The sequence below is a fragment of the Streptomyces sp. NPDC047525 genome (assembly GCF_040643025.1).
Classification (GTDB): Bacteria; Actinomycetota; Actinomycetes; order Streptomycetales; family Streptomycetaceae; genus Streptomyces; species Streptomyces durmitorensis.
On record NZ_JBEYTL010000009.1, the window covers coordinates 327,585 to 342,993 of the forward strand.

Annotated in this window: 18 protein-coding genes and 1 tRNA gene; 4 read left to right on the forward strand and 15 right to left on the reverse strand. The window is 69.5% G+C overall.

What is annotated here, in order from left to right; genetic code table 11:
* Window positions 1-96 precede the first annotated feature (96 nt).
* Window positions 97-1,614 (forward strand): MFS transporter, encoded by a 1,518-nt coding sequence (locus tag ABZ833_RS27575; protein ID WP_361051575.1) that lies wholly within the window; start codon window positions 97-99, stop codon window positions 1,612-1,614.
* A 103-nt stretch (window positions 1,615-1,717) separates the two neighbouring features.
* A complete protein-coding gene (locus ABZ833_RS27580) occupies window positions 1,718-2,488 on the forward strand; it encodes a TetR/AcrR family transcriptional regulator (RefSeq protein ID WP_361051578.1) in 771 nt (256 codons plus the stop codon).
* 23 nt (window positions 2,489-2,511) lie between these two features.
* On the opposite strand, the gene ABZ833_RS27585 is transcribed toward ABZ833_RS27580, so the two are convergent.
* The 4 genes from ABZ833_RS27585 to ABZ833_RS27600 all read right to left on the reverse strand — a co-directional run bounded on the left by ABZ833_RS27585 (window position 2,512) and on the right by ABZ833_RS27600 (window position 7,005).
* The gene (locus ABZ833_RS27585; protein WP_361051581.1) at window positions 2,512-2,973 is read right to left on the reverse strand and encodes a PPOX class F420-dependent oxidoreductase; all 462 of its coding nucleotides are present in this window, start codon (window positions 2,971-2,973) and stop codon (window positions 2,512-2,514) included.
* Window positions 2,974-3,000: 27 nt separating this feature from the next.
* Window positions 3,001-3,819: a YceI family protein gene (locus ABZ833_RS27590; RefSeq protein WP_361051584.1), complete on the reverse strand. Its 819-nt coding sequence runs from the start codon at window positions 3,817-3,819 to the stop codon at window positions 3,001-3,003.
* A gap of 157 nt (window positions 3,820-3,976) precedes the next feature.
* Window positions 3,977-6,511, reverse strand: a complete 2,535-nt coding sequence (locus ABZ833_RS27595) for an MFS transporter (RefSeq protein WP_361051587.1) — start codon at window positions 6,509-6,511, stop codon at window positions 3,977-3,979.
* Between the two features lie 14 nt (window positions 6,512-6,525).
* Entirely contained in the window at window positions 6,526-7,005 is a 480-nt protein-coding gene (locus ABZ833_RS27600) for a MarR family transcriptional regulator (RefSeq protein ID WP_249589005.1), read from the reverse strand.
* Between the two features lie 172 nt (window positions 7,006-7,177).
* On the opposite strand from ABZ833_RS27600, the gene ABZ833_RS27605 reads away from it, so the two are divergent.
* Entirely contained in the window at window positions 7,178-7,381 is a 204-nt protein-coding gene (locus tag ABZ833_RS27605) for a hypothetical protein (RefSeq protein WP_249589006.1), read from the forward strand.
* An 88-nt stretch (window positions 7,382-7,469) separates the two neighbouring features.
* Here the strand turns inward: ABZ833_RS27605 and ABZ833_RS27610 are convergent, their stop codons facing one another.
* The 9 genes from ABZ833_RS27610 to ABZ833_RS27650 all read right to left on the reverse strand — a co-directional run bounded on the left by ABZ833_RS27610 (window position 7,470) and on the right by ABZ833_RS27650 (window position 13,218).
* Window positions 7,470-8,222, reverse strand: a complete 753-nt coding sequence (locus tag ABZ833_RS27610) for a hypothetical protein (protein ID WP_361051592.1) — start codon at window positions 8,220-8,222, stop codon at window positions 7,470-7,472.
* Window positions 8,223-8,312: 90 nt separating this feature from the next.
* Window positions 8,313-9,173, reverse strand: a complete 861-nt coding sequence (locus ABZ833_RS27615) for an RNA polymerase sigma factor SigF (RefSeq protein ID WP_361051594.1) — start codon at window positions 9,171-9,173, stop codon at window positions 8,313-8,315.
* 244 nt (window positions 9,174-9,417) lie between these two features.
* Entirely contained in the window at window positions 9,418-10,332 is a 915-nt protein-coding gene (locus ABZ833_RS27620) for an RNA polymerase sigma factor SigF (RefSeq protein WP_361051597.1), read from the reverse strand.
* Between the two features lie 237 nt (window positions 10,333-10,569).
* Entirely contained in the window at window positions 10,570-10,863 is a 294-nt protein-coding gene (locus tag ABZ833_RS27625; protein WP_351167436.1) for a Dabb family protein, read from the reverse strand.
* Window positions 10,864-10,915: 52 nt separating this feature from the next.
* Window positions 10,916-11,095, reverse strand: a complete 180-nt coding sequence (locus ABZ833_RS27630) for a hypothetical protein (protein ID WP_160505981.1) — start codon at window positions 11,093-11,095, stop codon at window positions 10,916-10,918.
* Window positions 11,096-11,550: 455 nt separating this feature from the next.
* A tRNA-Ser gene (locus tag ABZ833_RS27635) sits at window positions 11,551-11,635 on the reverse strand.
* 57 nt (window positions 11,636-11,692) lie between these two features.
* Complete coding sequence (tadA, locus tag ABZ833_RS27640) at window positions 11,693-12,124, reverse strand: tRNA adenosine(34) deaminase TadA (protein ID WP_361051825.1); 432 nt, start codon at window positions 12,122-12,124, stop codon at window positions 11,693-11,695.
* A 126-nt stretch (window positions 12,125-12,250) separates the two neighbouring features.
* Window positions 12,251-12,826, reverse strand: coding sequence for a hypothetical protein (locus tag ABZ833_RS27645; protein ID WP_361051602.1), 576 nt, complete (start codon window positions 12,824-12,826; stop codon window positions 12,251-12,253).
* A gap of 206 nt (window positions 12,827-13,032) precedes the next feature.
* Complete coding sequence (locus tag ABZ833_RS27650) at window positions 13,033-13,218, reverse strand: hypothetical protein (RefSeq protein ID WP_160505980.1); 186 nt, start codon at window positions 13,216-13,218, stop codon at window positions 13,033-13,035.
* Window positions 13,219-13,387: 169 nt separating this feature from the next.
* Between ABZ833_RS27650 and upp the strand changes: the two genes are divergently transcribed.
* On the forward strand, window positions 13,388-14,023 hold the full coding sequence (gene upp, locus ABZ833_RS27655; protein ID WP_135331553.1) for a uracil phosphoribosyltransferase: 636 nt from the start codon (window positions 13,388-13,390) through the stop codon (window positions 14,021-14,023).
* Window positions 14,024-14,075: 52 nt separating this feature from the next.
* Here the strand turns inward: upp and ABZ833_RS27660 are convergent, their stop codons facing one another.
* Entirely contained in the window at window positions 14,076-14,723 is a 648-nt protein-coding gene (locus tag ABZ833_RS27660) for a LytR C-terminal domain-containing protein (protein ID WP_361051605.1), read from the reverse strand.
* 120 nt (window positions 14,724-14,843) lie between these two features.
* The gene (locus ABZ833_RS27665) at window positions 14,844-15,140 is read right to left on the reverse strand and encodes a type II toxin-antitoxin system VapB family antitoxin (protein ID WP_003955420.1); all 297 of its coding nucleotides are present in this window, start codon (window positions 15,138-15,140) and stop codon (window positions 14,844-14,846) included.
* Between the last annotated feature and the right edge of the window lie 269 nt (window positions 15,141-15,409).

The window sequence follows — 15,409 nt, forward strand, 5'->3', positions numbered from 1 at the left end:
GTCTGCCGGAAACCGCCTTGTACGCCGTACGGGACATGCTTTACGGTGTACGTCGCTGACCACACGTACACCGTATAAGCAGAAGGAGAGGGAGGCATGACGGCAACGACGACCGCCGAGACCCCCACAGCCCCACAAGGGCACCCCCAGCGCTGGCTGATCCTCGGCGTCATCTGCCTCGCCCAGCTCACCGTCCTCCTGGACAACACCGTCCTCAACGTCGCCATCCCCTCTCTCACCGAGGAACTGGACGCGTCCACGGCCGACATCCAGTGGATGATCAACGCCTACTCGCTCGTCCAGTCCGGCCTGCTGCTCACCGCGGGCAGCGCGTCCGACCGCTACGGCCGCAAGAAGATGCTCACCGCGGGCCTCGTGCTCTTCGGTGTCGGCTCGCTGGTCGCGGGCCTCTCCCAGTCCTCCGGGCAGCTCATCGCCGCGCGGGCCGGAATGGGCATCGGCGGCGCGCTCCTGATCACCACCACGCTCGCGGTGGTCGTGCAGATCTTCGACGACAGCGAGCGGATGAAGGCGATCGGCCTCTGGTCGACCGTCAACTCCCTCGGCTTCGCGCTCGGCCCGCTGATGGGCGGGGTCATGCTCAACCACTTCTGGTGGGGCGCGATCTTCCTGATCAACATCCCCGTCGTGCTCCTGGCGCTCGCCGCCGTCGTCAAGCTGGTCCCCGAGTCCAAGAATCCGCAGGGCGACCGTCCCGACCTGCTCGGCGCGCTGCTCTCCACCATCGGCATGGCCTCGGTCGTCTACGCGATCATCTCCGGCCCCGAGCACGGCTGGACGTCGACGCAGGTGCTCGTCGCGGCGGCGGTGGGCGTGGTCGTCCTGGGCGTCTTCGTCTTCTGGGAGCTGCGGATCCCGTACCCCATGCTGGACATGCACTTCTTCCGCAACCAGCGCTTCATCGGCGCGGTCGCGGGCGCCATCCTGGTCGCCTTCGGCATGGGCGGCTCGCTGTTCCTGCTCACCCAGCACCTCCAATTCGTCCTCGGGTACGAGCCGTTGGAGGCGGGCCTGCGGACGGCGCCGCTGGCGGTCACCGTCGTCGTGCTCAACCTCACCGGTCTCGGCGCGCGCCTCCTCAAGCGCACGAGCACTCCCGCGACGATCGCCATCGGCATGACCCTGCTCTCCGCGGGCCTCGCCGGGATCGCCCTGTTCGGCGGCGACAACTACACCGGGATGCTGGCCGGCCTCATCGTGATGGGCGCGGGCATCGCGCTCGCCATGCCCGCCATGGCCAACGCGATCATGAGCGCGATCCCGCCGGAGAAGGCGGGCGTGGGCGCGGGCGTCAACGGCACGCTCGCGGAGTTCGGCAACGGTCTGGGCGTCGCCGTGCTCGGCGCTGTCCTGAACTCACGGTTCGCCTCACTCGTCACGGTCTCCGCGGTCTCGCTGCCGGCGGCACTCGCGGCCGCGGGATCGGACGCCGAACGCACCAGAATCGCGGACGCGTTCTCCTCGGGCCTGGAGACCAGCCAGCTGGTGGGCGCGGTGGCCGTGCTCATCGGTGGCCTGCTGGCAGCCGCGTTGCTGAAGCGCGCGGAGAGGGCAGACTCAGCGAAGGCGGACCGCGCCGCGGCGTCCGCATAGCATCGACGGGTGGGCGACGGACTGGCTGATTCCGTGTCGTCGCCCGCCCCGCACGACCGGTACCAGTATCGGTAACAAGAGCTCATGACCAGGAAGGTGCGCCATGGCGAAGGCAGCCGACCGCGCGAAGCGCCCCGCGCGGACCAGCGTCTGGCTGGAGGGCAAAGCCCCCCGGAACGGCGCGGGCCGCAGGAGTGATCAGCCGTCGGGCCTCGACCGGGACCGCATCACCGAGGTCACGGTCCGCCTCCTGGACGAGGAGGGCCTCGCCAAGTTCTCCATGCGGCGCCTGGCGGCGGAACTGAACGTCACGGCGATGTCCGTGTACTGGTACGTCGACACCAAGGACGACCTCCTCGAACTGGCCCTGGACGCGGCCGCCGGGGAGATGACCCTGCCCGACCCGGACTCGGCCTCGTCCGAGGGGTGGCAGGAGAGGCTGCGCGAACTGGCGCAGGAGTACCGGGAGTTGCTGGTCAGGCACCCCTGGGTGTCGCCGCTCGTCGGTAACTTCCTCAACATCGGCCCGAACTGGATCAAGTTCGCGCTCGCCGTGCAGGTGGTGGTCCGAGGGACCGGCCTGCCGACGGAGAAGCAGGCCGGGGCCATCGCCGCGGTCTTCCAGTTCGTGTACGGATTCGGCACGGTCCAGGGCCACTACATCGCGCGGTGCACCGCGGCGGGGCTCACTCCCGAGGAGTACTTCAAGGAGGCCATGGGAGCGGTCAGCGCCCATCCGGCCATGGAGGAGACCCTGCACAGCTCCTCCGACATGATGGAGGCGCGGGGCGGGTCCACGGTCGAGGAGATGTGGGAGCTGGACTTCAGGGTGGCGCTCGACCTGCTGGTGGCGGGCATCGAGGCCACCCTGTAGCGGTCCTCCGGGTCTCTGGGCCTCTAGGCCTTCGACGCGGGGAAGCCCCCGGTGGCCACCGGGCCCCACCGCTCGGGGGTGATCCGGATGATGGACTTGCCCTGCTTCACCATGGCCTCGCGGTACTCGTCCCAGTCCGGGTGTTCACCGGAGATGTTCCGGAAGTACTCGACGAGCGGCTCCACCGACTCCGGGGAGTCGATGACCTCGGCCGTGCCGTCGACCTGGACCCACGGGCCGTTCCACTCGTCGCTCAGGACGATGATGCTGACCCGTGGATTCCGCTTGGCGTTCCGCGTCTTGGCCCGCTCCGGATAGGTGGACACCACGATCCGCCCGGCGTCGTCGACCCCGCAGGTCAGGGGGGATCCCTGCGGGGTTGCGTCCGCGCGGGCGGTCAGCAGGACGCCGCGGTGCCGGGGCCGGACGAAGTCCAGCAACTCGTCCAGGGAAACGGCGGTGTTGCTAGCGATGTTGGGAGCCATGAACGCACCCTAGTGCCGCACGCACCGCTAGGCCTGGGGGAGGGAATCCCCTTGGACCGCCTGGATGTCCAGCTCCACCCGCAGCGTCGTGCCGATCGCCGAGATCCCCGCCTGCACCACCTGGTTGTAGTTCATCGCGAAGTCCTCCCGGCGCAGCTCCGCCGTGGCCCGGAAGGCCGCGCGGGTCCCGCCCCAGGGGTCCGCCCCGGTGCCGAGGTAGCTCAGGTCCAGGTCGACCGGCCGTACGACACCGTGCATCTGCAGCTCGCCGTGCACCGTCCAGCGGTCCGAACCAGCCGGTGTCAGGCCCGACGAGCGGTACGTCAGCTCCGGGTGCTGCTCGACGTCCAGGAAGTCGGGCGACTTCAGGTGGCCGTCCCGCATGCCGTTGCCGGTGTCGATGGACGCCGACCTGATGACCGCCTCCACGCGCGACTTCTCCACGTCCTCGGCGATCTCCACCCGTCCCCCGAACTCCGTGAACCGCCCGTGCACGCTGGTGATCCCCAGGTGCTGGGCGACCGCGCCCACGGTCGAGTGCGCCGGGTCGATCGTCCAGGGACCGGGCGGCGGCAGCTCGGTGCCGCCCTGCCGGGCCAGGACGATGTTGCCCACATCGGCACGGCCGCTCGCCGTGACGAGGGCGGTCGAGGCCACGGGCGCGTAGCCGACCGCGGTGACGATCACGGTGTACGGGCCGGGAGGCAGATCGGCCGCGTCGCGCACCGCGCCTTCCTCGTCCGCCGCGGCGCGCAGCACCTGCGCGCCGGTCATGTCCGTCAGGGTGACGACGGCGTGCGACACCGCCCACCCGTCACGCGTGCGGATCCGAGCGCTGAGTCCCATCCCGTTTTTCTCCTTGCCAAGCTCAAAAGAGTGCGGCCCCCGGCGGCGGTGACACGGCCGTCCCCTGCCGTGTACGTCACCACCAACCCGGGGGCCCTTTCCACAACCGGCCCGTGCGCACTCATCCGCTCGAAGCGCGCGCACGGGCCGGGGTCAATTACTCGCCGGGGTGGGCGAGTTCGATGTCGTGGTCGCCGACACCTTCACCGGAGACGGTCAGACCCGTCGCCACCGGCGGGTAACCGGTCGCGATGACCGTGTACTCGCCGTTGTCCAGGTCGGTGAAGGCGTACGCGCCGTCCGACCCGGTGGTCGCCGTGGAGACGACGTTGCCCGCCGCGTCCACGAGCGTGACCCGCGCGTCGTTCAGCGGCCCGCCCTTGGCCCGCACGGTGCCGAGCACCTGCGAACCGGCCTTGAGCTCGACCTCGACCCGGGTGACGCCGACCGCGCCGACCTCGACGGGCAGCGCCATCGGACGGTGCCCCGCGGCGTTCACCGCGATGGTGACCTGTCCGGGCACCAGCTCGGCGAAGGTGAACTCGCCCTGCTCACCGGTGAGCCCGGTGGCCAGGACGTCGCCGCGGACGTCGGTCACGATGACCATCGCGCCGCCGACCGGCAGCTTGCCGTCGGAGGCCCGCACCACACCGCTGAGGCCGCTCGTGCCGCTCAGCAGGATGTCGTACGCGAGGGCCTCGTCGGAGACGACGATCGTGGAGGCCTGCGGCTGGAAGCCGTCGGCCGAGGCGATCAGTACGTACGAGCCGGCGCCGGGGGCGTCGACCGCGTAGGACCCGTCGCCCTGCGCGACCGCACGGCCGAGCTGGCGTCCCCCGAGGGAGATCAGCGTGACCGCGGCCCGCGGGACCGGAGCGCTCTCCGCGCCACGGACGAAGCCGTGCACCGGAGTGCCGCCGCCGGTGGTCTGCGGGGGAGCCTCACCGGTGGCCGACGAGGCCACGGCGGCGAGCTTCTGCGTGCCCTCGGGGCCCGTCTCGGTGTGTGCGCCGACGGAGGCGAGGACCGGCTGCTGGTCGGCGACCACGGAGGCGGTGGTGGCCGCCGCCGGGGCGGTGTCCGGGGTCTGGGCCGACTCGCTGGCCTGGGCCAGCGCACCCGACGTACGCAACGGAACCTCCTTGATGAAGATCGTGATCAGGAAGGCCAGGAAGGCCAGCGGGGCGGCGATCAGGAAGACGTCGGCGATGCCGTGCCCGTAGGCGCTCTCCATGACCGTGCGGAACGGAGCCGGGAGCTTGTCCAGGTCCGGGATGCCGCCTCCGCCGGTGCCGCCGTGGCCCATCTGCGCGGCCTTCGGGCCGAGGTCGGCGAGGCCGTCCTTCACGTAGTCGGTGATGCGGGTCGACATCACGGCGCCGAGCGCCGAGACGCCGATGGCGCCACCGAGGGAACGGAAGAAGGTGACGACGGAGCTCGCGGAGCCGAGGTCCTCGGGAGCGACCTGGTTCTGCGTGGCGAGCACCAGGTTCTGCATCATCATGCCGATGCCGAGACCCATCAGGGCCATGAAGATCGCGATGTGCCAGTACTCGGTGTCGTACCGCATCGTGCCGAGCAGGCCGAGACCCGCGGTCAGGAGCGCACCGCCGGCGACCAGCCAGACCTTCCACTTGCCGGTCTTGGTGATGATCTGGCCCGACACCGTCGAGGAGATGAACAGACCCCCGATCATCGGGATCGTCATGACGCCGGACATCGTCGGCGACTTGTCGCGCGCCAGCTGGAAGTACTGGCTGAAGAACACCGTGCCCGCGAACATGCCGACACCCACGAAGAGCGAGGCGAGCGAGGCGAGGGTGATGGTGCGGTTGCGGAAGAGCCGCAGCGGGATGATCGGCTCGCTCGCCTTGGACTCGACGAGCAGGAAGAGCAGACCGAGGACGATCGAACCGCCGACCATGGCGCCGGTCTGCCAGGACATCCAGTCGTACTTGTCGCCCGCGAAGGTCACCCAGACCAGGAGCAGGCAGACGGCCGCGGTGATGAAGAAGGCGCCGCCCCAGTCGACCTTGACGTCCCGCTTCACGACGGGCAGCTTCAGGGTCTTCTGCAGCACGATCAGGGCGATGATCGCGAAGGGCACACCGACGTAGAAGCACCAGCGCCAGCCGAGCCACGACGTGTCGGTGATGACACCGCCGAGCAGCGGGCCGCCGACGGTGGCGACGGCGAAGGTCGCGCCGAGGTAGCCGGAGTAGCGGCCCCGCTCGCGCGGGGAGATCATCGCGGCCATCACGATCTGCGCGAGGGCGGAGAGACCGCCCACGCCGATGCCCTGCACGACACGGCAGGCGATCAGCATCTCGGCGCTCTGCGAGAGACCGGCGACGATCGAACCGCCGACGTAGATGATCAGGGCTATCTGGACCAGGGCCTTCTTGCTGAAGAGGTCCGACAGCTTGCCCCACAGGGGCGTGGTCGCCGTCATCGCCAGGAGCGACGCGGTGACGACCCAGGTGTAGGCGGACTGGCCGCCGCCCAGGTCGCCGATGATTTCGGGCAGGGCGTTGGAGACGATCGTCGACGACAGGATCGCGACGAACATGCCGAGCAGCAGGCCGGAAAGGGCCTCCATGATCTGCCGGTGCGTCATCGGAGCACCGGAGTCATGAGCGGCTCCGTGCTTGGCGTGGCTGCCCCGCACACCGGATGGTGTGGTTGTTGCCATGGGCTTCCTCTTCGTTACGCGGGTGTACGGGTGGTCTCTTCGAAGGGGAGCCGGGCCGAAGCCGCACGGCAGTCCCCGAAGCTGTCGCGCAGTCGCGCGAGCAGCGTGCTGAGCTGGACGACCTCGTCGTCTGACCAGTCATGCAAGTAGTGGGTGAGCGTTTTGATCGACAGTTCGTTCAGCTCTTCGAGCTTGGTCCTGCCCTGGGGCGTGAGGCTCAGGATGCGGGAGCGCTTGTCGGCGGGGTCGGGATCCCGGCGGATCCACTCCTTCTCCGCGACATGGGCGACGTGCCGGCTGGTCACCGACATGTCGACGGCGAGCAGCTCCGCGAGCCTGCTCATCCGCATCGCGCCGTGCCGGTCGAGCAGGACGAGTACGGCGGCCGATCCACCGGGGCAGTCGTGGGGCAGGCCCCTTCCGAGGCCTCGCTTCACCGCACCGATGGCGCTGAGCTGTCGGGCCAGCTCCTCGTACTGACGCTGCGCGGCCACGGCACCTCCTATGTTGTTGCTTAGGGCAACGATAGAGACAGTTGGTTGCCGCAGGCAAACTAAAACTGGACCAACGCCCTAAAGAGTCGGCAAAGGTCTGGGGCTGCGCTCGTAAAGTCAGTGGTCAGCGGGGGTTGGGCCGACCCCCGATGGTTCGCTAGGGTCCTGCGCTATGGCACACAACCCCCAGGGCCCCCAGAACACCCCCGACCCGGCCGGCAGCACGCAGATGTTCCGCGCCTTCGTCGACGAGTCCCCGCAGGGCCGAGCACAGCAGCCGGCGGCGGCGCCCGCGGGCCCGCGCATCGGCCTGATCATCGGCGTCGTACTCGCGATCGTGGTGGTGGCGGGAGTGGCGTGGCTGGCCCTCAAGTAGAAGACGCCCCGGAGCGCCCCGCAGGGGCGCTGTAGGGGCGCGGGGAACTGCGCGCCCAGCCACATGCGGCCCGCAGGCGGAAGAGGAGCTACTTCCACTTCACGGAGACGTCCCGCGTCTCCACGTGCATCCCCAGCGGCACCCGCCACGCCTCGACGCACACGGTCCAGGTCTTCTTCGCGGTCTTCCCCGCGTCGATGGGGGCGGGCAACTTCACGGCGGACTCAAGCGTGGCCCAGTCCACGCCAAGCGCCCCGATCACATGCGTACCGAAGGTGACCGTGCCCGACCGCACCGGCGATCCGCCGGTGTTCTTGAAGGAGACGGTCACTTTCTCGCACCAGCGATCGGCCGCCGCCTTCCGCTGCGGTTCGCCGACGCTGAGCTTCGCGGGTCCGCTCGGTCCAGTGCTGGTGGCGGGCTCGGACGGGGTGGCGGGGGCGTCGCTCGTCCCGCCCTCCGGGCTTCCCGCTGAACTTCCCTCCGTACGACCGGGCTTGGCGCCCTCGGCCGAGGAGTCATCGCCGTTCGGGGTGGCCGGGGAGCCCGAACCGGCCTTGCCGCCCGCAGAGTTGTCGGCGGAGTCGCCCGAAGCGCTCGGCTTCGGGGCCTGGGAGCCGTCACCGCCCCCCTCGCCGGGAGGCGCCTCGCCGTCGAGCGGAACCAACTCCACGTCACCGGTGGGGGCGACACCCTTGCCCGCAGCCCGCTCAGGGCCCGCCGCAGCCGGCCCCGTGGCCACATAGCCGTCGCCGTCCCCGCTGCCGCAGGCGGCAAGCAGCCCGCCCAGGCACAGGGCAGCCGTGGACGCACCCAGTACGTTCCGTATGCCACGTCGCATCGCGCCAGTGTGGCTGACGGTCCGTCAATTAGGAACCCCGTCAGCAACTCCTGTCCCCCTGCGGCGCATTGAGCCACAGGGGGAGTGCGATCAGTCGGCGATGAGCCCTTCCCGCAGCTGCGAGAGCGTGCGCGTGAGCAGGCGCGAGACGTGCATCTGCGAGATGCCGACCTCCTCGCCGATCTGCGACTGCGTCATGTTCGCGAAGAACCGCAGCATGATGATGCGGCGCTCGCGCGGCGGGAGCTTGGCGAGCAGCGGCTTGAGCGACTCGCGGTACTCGACGCCTTCAAGGGCGCTGTCCTCGTACCCCAGACGGTCCGCGAGGGAGCCCTCGCCGCCGTCGTCCTCCAGGGCGGGCGAGTCGAGCGAGGAGGCCGTGTACGCGTTGCCGACGGCCAGGCCGTCGACCACGTCCTCCTCGGACACCCCGAGCGCCTTGGCGAGTTCGGGCACGGTCGGCGAGCGGTCCAGCTTCTGGGCCAGCTCGTCGCTCGTCTTCGTCAGCGCGAGCCGCAGCTCCTGAAGGCGGCGCGGCACGCGCACCGACCAACTCGTGTCGCGGAAGAAGCGCTTGATCTCACCGACGACCGTCGGCATCGCGAACGTCGGGAATTCCACGCCCCGTTCGCAGTCGAAGCGGTCGATCGCCTTGATCAGGCCGATCGTGCCGACCTGGACGATGTCCTCCATCGGTTCGTTGCGGCTGCGGAAGCGGGCCGCCGCATACCGGACGAGAGGGAGATTGAGCTCGATCAGCGTGTCCCTTACGTAGACACGCTCCGGGCTGTCCTTGTCGAGTGCGGCGAGCCGCAGGAACAGGGAGCGGGACAGGGTGCGGGTGTCGATGGCGCCGGGAGTCCCGGTCACAACTGAACTCACAAGCGCGTCGGGCGCCGGTTCGCTCTTCGTGAGCGTGAGCACCTTCGAGCTGCCCTGGTCTGCGGACATGCCACCCCCTTGAGGTCGCGGACGGTCACGGCGGACGCTCCCGTCGGAGGAACGCAGCCTCCACCTGAATACCGGACGTGGGGCTGCGGCAAACGCGGTTCCAGCAGAATGTCACATGTCGGCAACACGCTGTAGTTACATGTCGACAAATAAGGGTGACATCGATGCAGGAAAGAGGGGGTCTGAGGCATTTCTGCTCGGGGGAACGTCGGGAACCGCCGTGAGAGCAGTCCACTCGTTACGGTTACGCCTCGATACGATTTGCGGATCGAAGTCGCGCGAAGCTTCTGGCCAGCAGTCTTGACACATGCATCTGAGAAACGCCCAATTCGGCGCTGATCTGTGATTGCGTCAGATTGCTGTAGTAGCGCAGAAGCAGGATGCGCTGTTCGCGCTCGGGCAGTTGGACGAGGAGATGGCGGACGAGGTCGCGGTGCTCGACGCCGTCGAGCGCGGGGTCCTCATAGCCGAGCCGGTCGAGAAGGCCGGGAAGTCCGTCGCCCTCCTGGGCCGCCTCCAACGACGTTGCGTGGTACGAGCGTCCGGCCTCGATGCAGGCCAGGACCTCCTCCTCGGTGATGCGCAGGCGCTCGGCGATCTCCGAGGTCGTGGGCGAGCGCCCGAACGCCGTGGTGAGGTCCTCGGTCGCCCCGGTCACCTGCACCCACAGCTCGTGAAGACGGCGCGGCACGTGGACCGTTCGTACGTTGTCGCGGAAGTACCGCTTGATCTCGCCGACCACGGTGGGCATCGCGAAGGTCGGGAACTGCACGCCGCGGTCGGGGTCGAAGCGGTCGATGGCGTTGATCAGGCCGATCGTGCCGACCTGGACGACGTCCTCCATCGGCTCGTTGCGGCTGCGGAAGCGGGCGGCGGCGTACCGCACGAGGGGCAGGTTGGCCTCGATGAGCGCGCCGCGGACGCGGCCGTGCTCGGGGCTGCCCGGCTCGAGCCCCTTGAGCTCGCCGAAGAGCACCTGCGTCAGGGCCCGGGTGTCGGCGCCCCTGCTGCCGGGAGTGGACCGGGCGGTCTGCGCACCCTGCCCGCCCTGCGCGTCGTGCACGTCCTGGAGTCCCGGGGCGCCCGGGGTGCTCGGTGCTTCGGGGCTGCTCGCTTGCGGGCTCACGGGTGGTGCTTCGGGCGCAGTACTGGCCGGCACGGTCAACGCCACCCCTTCTCGGTCAAGCTCAGTCAAGTCCTGTCGAGCTCAGTCAAGATCAGCCGACCCTGGTCAACTCATCCGTCAAAAGCGGTCATAGCATCACAAGACATGTGCACTGTGTGCAAGCACCCGATAACTACGTGTTGAGGGGCAAGTTGGGGCACAAGACGCAGAAAAGCCCCTCACCGTTCCGGTGAGGGGCCCGCTTCGCGCAGGGCTGCTGAGCCGGCCGGCTCAGAACTCGTAGTCCGCGATCACCCACGTGGCGAACTCCCGCCACAGCGCCACGCCCGCCTGGTGGGCCGGGTGCTCGATGTAGCGCTTCAGCGCATCGGTGTCCTCGACCGCCGAGTTGATGGCGAAGTCGTACGCGATGGGCCGGTCGGTGATGTTCCAGTCGCACTCCCAGAACGAGAGCTCCGGGATCTGGTCGCCGAGCGCGCGGAAGGCCTTGACTCCCTCGACGACGCGCGGCTCGTCGCGCTCCACACCGTCGTTGAGCTTGAAGAGGACCAGATGGCGGATCATGCGCACTCCTGGGAAACGGGGAGAGGAGGGAGAAGGCGGCGGAATGAACCGCTCAGTCCTTGCCTCCGTTGGCGACCCACGTCATGAAGTCGCCGATGCTCTGAGCGGCGTCCGAAACCGCCTCGAAGCCTATCTGCACATAGTCCGCGGCCTTGGCCGGGTCAGTGATGATCACGTAGAGCATGAAGACGACGAGCGCGAAGAGCCCGATCTTTTTCCACTGCACCGCCACGCTCCCGGCCTCCCCTTACCTGCTGCGCTCTGTGACCCCTGTGACGGGCGTGAGTCTAACCCGGCACGTCCTCACGGGGCCTTTAAGGACCAACGGCCCGGCACCAGAGGCCCTTTGCCGGGCCTCTCCCGGTTGCGCGAGGCGCAGGATTGGTGATGTGCCCCAGCGGATCTGGCAGGAATCCGCGGGCACGGGACTGGCCCCACTGCGGGGTCACGCGCCGTCTGCTTCCCCCGAACGACGGCGCCGGCTTGAGGGTTCCAGTCCTCATCGGGGGAAGCGGCTTGTCCCCCCGATGCCGCTTCCCCCGTCCAACGCGGGTCAGAGCCCCGGCGCCTTCGCGGCGCCGGGGCTCTCGTGCGTGCGGGGACGGACGGTCCGGCCTGCTGGGCACATGACCTGCCCCGGGAACGACGAAGGCCCCGTCCTCGCGGACGGGGCCTTCGTTTCAAGAGCGGTAGCGGTGGGATTTGAACCCACGGTGAGTTTCCCCACACTCGCTTTCGAGGCGAGCTCCTTCGGCCGCTCGGACACGCTACCGAGAGGAACTCTAGCCCAAAGTGGGCCGTGGTCCGAAATCCGTTTGGCCGACGCCGCTCAGCGCCCGCGGAAGAAGCGGGTGAGCAGCCCCGCGGCCTCCTGCGCGAGGACGCCCTCGATCACCTCGGGGCGGTGGTTCAGCCTTCTGTCGCGCACGACGTCCCAGACCGAGCCCGTGGCGCCCGCCTTCTCGTCACGCGCTCCGTAGACGACCCGGTCGACGCGGGACTGGACGAGGGCGCCCGCGCACATCGTGCAGGGCTCCAGGGTCACCACCAGCGTGCAGCCGGACAGGCGCCACTCGCCGAGCGCGGCGGCGGCCCGGCGCAGGGCGAGGACCTCCGCGTGCGCCGTCGGGTCGCCGGTCGCCTCACGTTCGTTGTGGCCCGCCGCGAGCACCGTCGTGCCGTCCGGGGACAGCACGACGGCGCCGACGGGCACATCGCCGCCCCGGACGGCCAGTTCGGCCTCGGCCAGGGCGAGCCGCATGGGCGCCCGCCAGCGGTCGCGTACGGGATCTGCTTCTCGGGCGGTTTCTCGATCGGTTTCCCGGCCGGTTTTCCGGTCGGCTTCGGGTGGGGTGATGTGGTCGTTCCGGTCGGTCACACCCGGAACCTAGCGGACCGTCTCGAGCACCTCCGCCGCCCCGAGGATCTCGGCGATGTCGCTGAGCGCGTCACCGGGCTCGAGGCCGAGCAGCTCCTTCTCGGGCACACCGAGGTCGGTCAGGAGCTCCGGGTCGCCGAGGGGCCCCGCGGGCACCGCGTCGCCCGGGGCCTCCCCCGTGTCATCGTCGTCGGCGGCGGAATCGGGGGCGGCGTCGGACTCGGCGGGTTCGCCGTCCTCCGTGCCGTCCAGGTCGAGGGCGTCCAGGTCGACACCCGGGTCGTCGGTGCCCGGCTCACGGCCGAGCATCTCGTCGGTGAGCAGGATCTCGCCGTACGAACTCCGGGCGGCCGCGGCCGCGTCCGAGACGTAGATACGAGGGTCCTCCTCACCGTCGACGCGGACGACGCCGAACCAGGCGTCCTCCTGTTCGATGAAGACGAGGACGGTGTCGTCCTCAGCGCTGCCGGCCGTGGCCTCGCGGGCCAGGTCGGTCAGATCCGACAGGGTCTCCACATCGTCGAGCTCCGTGTCGCTCGCTTCCCACCCGTCTTCGGTGCGCGCGAGCAGTGCGGCGAAGTACACCGTGACTCTCCCACTGGTCATAGACAGTGCCGGTTGACGGTTTGGGTGTCCCCCCGGCGAGTTCGGGGAGCGGGGGAGTTGCTGTTCCAAGCCCCGCCCACTCGGAATCGTGGCAGAAACCACGGCCCGAGGAGAGGTCTTCCGCGCGCTGTGTTCCGCGTCGCGTTTCCCGGACGGCTGTCCGTCGCCTGCGTGAGGGGTGGCAGCTACCAGCGGAACGTGCGCATACGCATCTGCTGACGCATGCGTGCCGCCCGGGCGCGGCGCGGCTTCACACGGTCGCGGAGCTCGATGGCCTCGGCCCGCTCGTGCAGGAACTGGGCACGGCGGCGCCGGCGCTCGGCTTCGGTCTCGCGGTCCGGCTCTCGGCCGCCGGGCTCTCTGTCCGGCATGGGCAACACCACCCCAGGTCGTACGTCCACTTTCCCCCGTACGGCGGGTTTGATGCCAGCGCGAGCTGTTCTCAGGGGTCCGGAGCGGGGGTGCGGCCGACTGCCGCGGGGGAGCCTGGGCGGTCCCGGGAGCGGTCGGGGGGCTCAGGGCGCGGTTACTGTTGACGGCATGCGGATTCACGTCGTCGATCACCCACTGGTGGCGCACAAACTCACCACGCTGCGCGACAAGCGCACCGACTCCCCCACCTTCCGGCGCCTCGCCGACGAGCTGGTCACCCTGCTCGCGTACGAGGCCACCCGGGACGTGCGCACCGAGCAGGTCGACATCGAGACCCCGGTCACCCCGACCACCGGCGTCAAGCTGTCCTACCCGCGCCCCCTGGTCGTACCGATCCTGCGCGCCGGGCTCGGCATGCTGGACGGCATGGTGCGGCTCCTGCCGACCGCCGAGGTGGGCTTCCTCGGGATGATCCGCGACGAGGAGACCCTCCAGGCGTCGACGTACGCGACCCGCATGCCGGAGGACCTCTCCGGGCGCCAGGTGTACGTCCTGGACCCGATGCTGGCCACCGGCGGCACGCTCGTGGCGGCCATCCAGGAGCTGATCAAGCGCGGTGCGGACGACGTCACCGCCGTGGTGCTGCTCGCCGCCCCCGAGGGCGTCGAGGTCATGGAGCGCGAGCTGGCGGGCACGCCGGTGACGGTCGTGACGGCATCGGTCGACGAGCGCCTCAACGAGAACGGCTACATCGTGCCGGGCCTCGGCGACGCGGGTGACCGGATGTACGGGACCGCGGAGTAGCGCTGTGCACGGGACCGCTGAGTAGCCCTCAGCGGTCCTTCTGGCGTGGCGTTCAGCAGTCCTTCTTGCCGCTGGACGGCGAGGACGTCGGCTTGGGCTCGGCAAGTACCGCCAGGGCCTTGTCGGCGTCCTTTTTCTTTGCCAGATCCTTGAACTTCGCGCCCAGGATGAGGTCGACCTCGCCGCCCTTGCGGGCGTCCGTGCGGCTCTCGGTGCCCGCGAGCTGCGTGCCGAGCACCGGCAGGGCGGTGTCCGTGGCGGTCTTGGCGCCGAGCAGTATCCCGGTGCCCTTGACCTTCTTGTCGTACGCCTTCGGGGCGTTGTCCACCTTGCCGACGGTGAAGCCGCGCTTCTTGAGCTCGGCCGCCACGTCCTTGGCGAGGCCGCCGCGGGGCGTCGCGTTGAAGACGTTGACCTTGATCTGGTCCGGTTTGGGCAGGGCCTTGGGGGCGGGCGGCTTGGCCGAGGGATCCGGCTTGGCGGCGCAGTCGCTGCGCGAGCTCGCCGCCGTGGCCTTGCTGCCGCCGGTGAAGACGTCGATGAGCTGCAGTGTTCCCCAGCCGATCAGGCCCACCGCGACGACGGACGCGACCACCGCGAGCACGATCCTGCGGCGGCCACGGCTTCGGCGCATACGCGGATATTTGGCCCCCGTGATGCGGTACTTGCCGCCCATGCCGGGGGGAGTGAGCATGCTCATGGGCGCAGCGTAGTGCGACGACGCCGTGATGCCTACTAAATGATCATTGACTTGGGCTCAGTCCAACCCGAAAGGGTCAATGAGGGCGTGGGTGTCCCCTGTCGCGGCTGTCCGCCGGGTTCAGCCCAGTTCGAGGACGCGGGCGTGCAGCACCTGGCGCTGCTGGAGCGCGGCGCGGACCGCGCGGTGCAGTCCGTCTTCCAGGTAGAGGTCGCCCTGCCACTTCACCACGTGCGCGAAAAGGTCGCCGTAGAACGTGGAGTCCTCCGCGAGGAGCGTCTCCAGGTCCAGCTGGCCCTTGGTCGTCACGAGCTGATCGAGGCGGACCGGGCGCGGCGCGACGTCCGCCCACTGCCGGGTGCTTTCCCGGCCGTGGTCGGGGTACGGCCGGCCGTTTCCGATGCGCTTGAAGATCACACGGAAAGCCTACCGGGCAAGGCTCTCCGGGCGCAGCCATGGAGACGGAGTGCGACTCTGGGAAATGACGTCGTAAATCAGGGCAAACCGGGAACACGCACGCCGGGAACAGGGGCAGAAGTGAGCGACAGTCAGCCGATGCCGTCCACGACGGGGAGCGCGAACCCCTCTAACGTGTCTTCGCCGGTCGCGGGGGTGACGAGCGGAGTCGAGGGTTCCGGTGGGGCTTCCGGTGAGGCTTCCCGCGGGGCTTCCGGTGGGGTGGCCGC

What these genes read in the sequence shown, in the direction of transcription:
- ABZ833_RS27615 (WP_361051594.1), bottom strand. Translation starts at nt 9,173, where the DNA reads ATGTCCGCAGACCAGGGCAGCTCGAAGGTGCTCACGCTCACGAAGAGC.
- ABZ833_RS27595 (WP_361051587.1), bottom strand. Translation starts at nt 6,511, where the DNA reads ATGGCAACAACCACACCATCCGGTGTGCGGGGCAGCCACGCCAAGCAC.
- ABZ833_RS27625 (WP_351167436.1), bottom strand. Translation starts at nt 10,863, where the DNA reads ATGATCCGCCATCTGGTCCTCTTCAAGCTCAACGACGGTGTGGAGCGC.
- ABZ833_RS27660 (WP_361051605.1), bottom strand. Translation starts at nt 14,723, where the DNA reads ATGAGCATGCTCACTCCCCCCGGCATGGGCGGCAAGTACCGCATCACG.
- upp (WP_135331553.1), top strand. Translation starts at nt 13,388, where the DNA reads ATGCGGATTCACGTCGTCGATCACCCACTGGTGGCGCACAAACTCACC.
- ABZ833_RS27590 (WP_361051584.1), bottom strand. Translation starts at nt 3,819, where the DNA reads ATGGGACTCAGCGCTCGGATCCGCACGCGTGACGGGTGGGCGGTGTCG.
- ABZ833_RS27575 (WP_361051575.1), top strand. Translation starts at nt 97, where the DNA reads ATGACGGCAACGACGACCGCCGAGACCCCCACAGCCCCACAAGGGCAC.
- tadA (WP_361051825.1), bottom strand. Translation starts at nt 12,124, where the DNA reads ATGCGGCTCGCCCTGGCCGAGGCCGAACTGGCCGTCCGGGGCGGCGAT.
- ABZ833_RS27605 (WP_249589006.1), top strand. Translation starts at nt 7,178, where the DNA reads ATGGCACACAACCCCCAGGGCCCCCAGAACACCCCCGACCCGGCCGGC.
- ABZ833_RS27585 (WP_361051581.1), bottom strand. Translation starts at nt 2,973, where the DNA reads ATGGCTCCCAACATCGCTAGCAACACCGCCGTTTCCCTGGACGAGTTG.
- ABZ833_RS27610 (WP_361051592.1), bottom strand. Translation starts at nt 8,222, where the DNA reads ATGCGACGTGGCATACGGAACGTACTGGGTGCGTCCACGGCTGCCCTG.
- ABZ833_RS27580 (WP_361051578.1), top strand. Translation starts at nt 1,718, where the DNA reads ATGGCGAAGGCAGCCGACCGCGCGAAGCGCCCCGCGCGGACCAGCGTC.
- ABZ833_RS27650 (WP_160505980.1), bottom strand. Translation starts at nt 13,218, where the DNA reads ATGCCGGACAGAGAGCCCGGCGGCCGAGAGCCGGACCGCGAGACCGAA.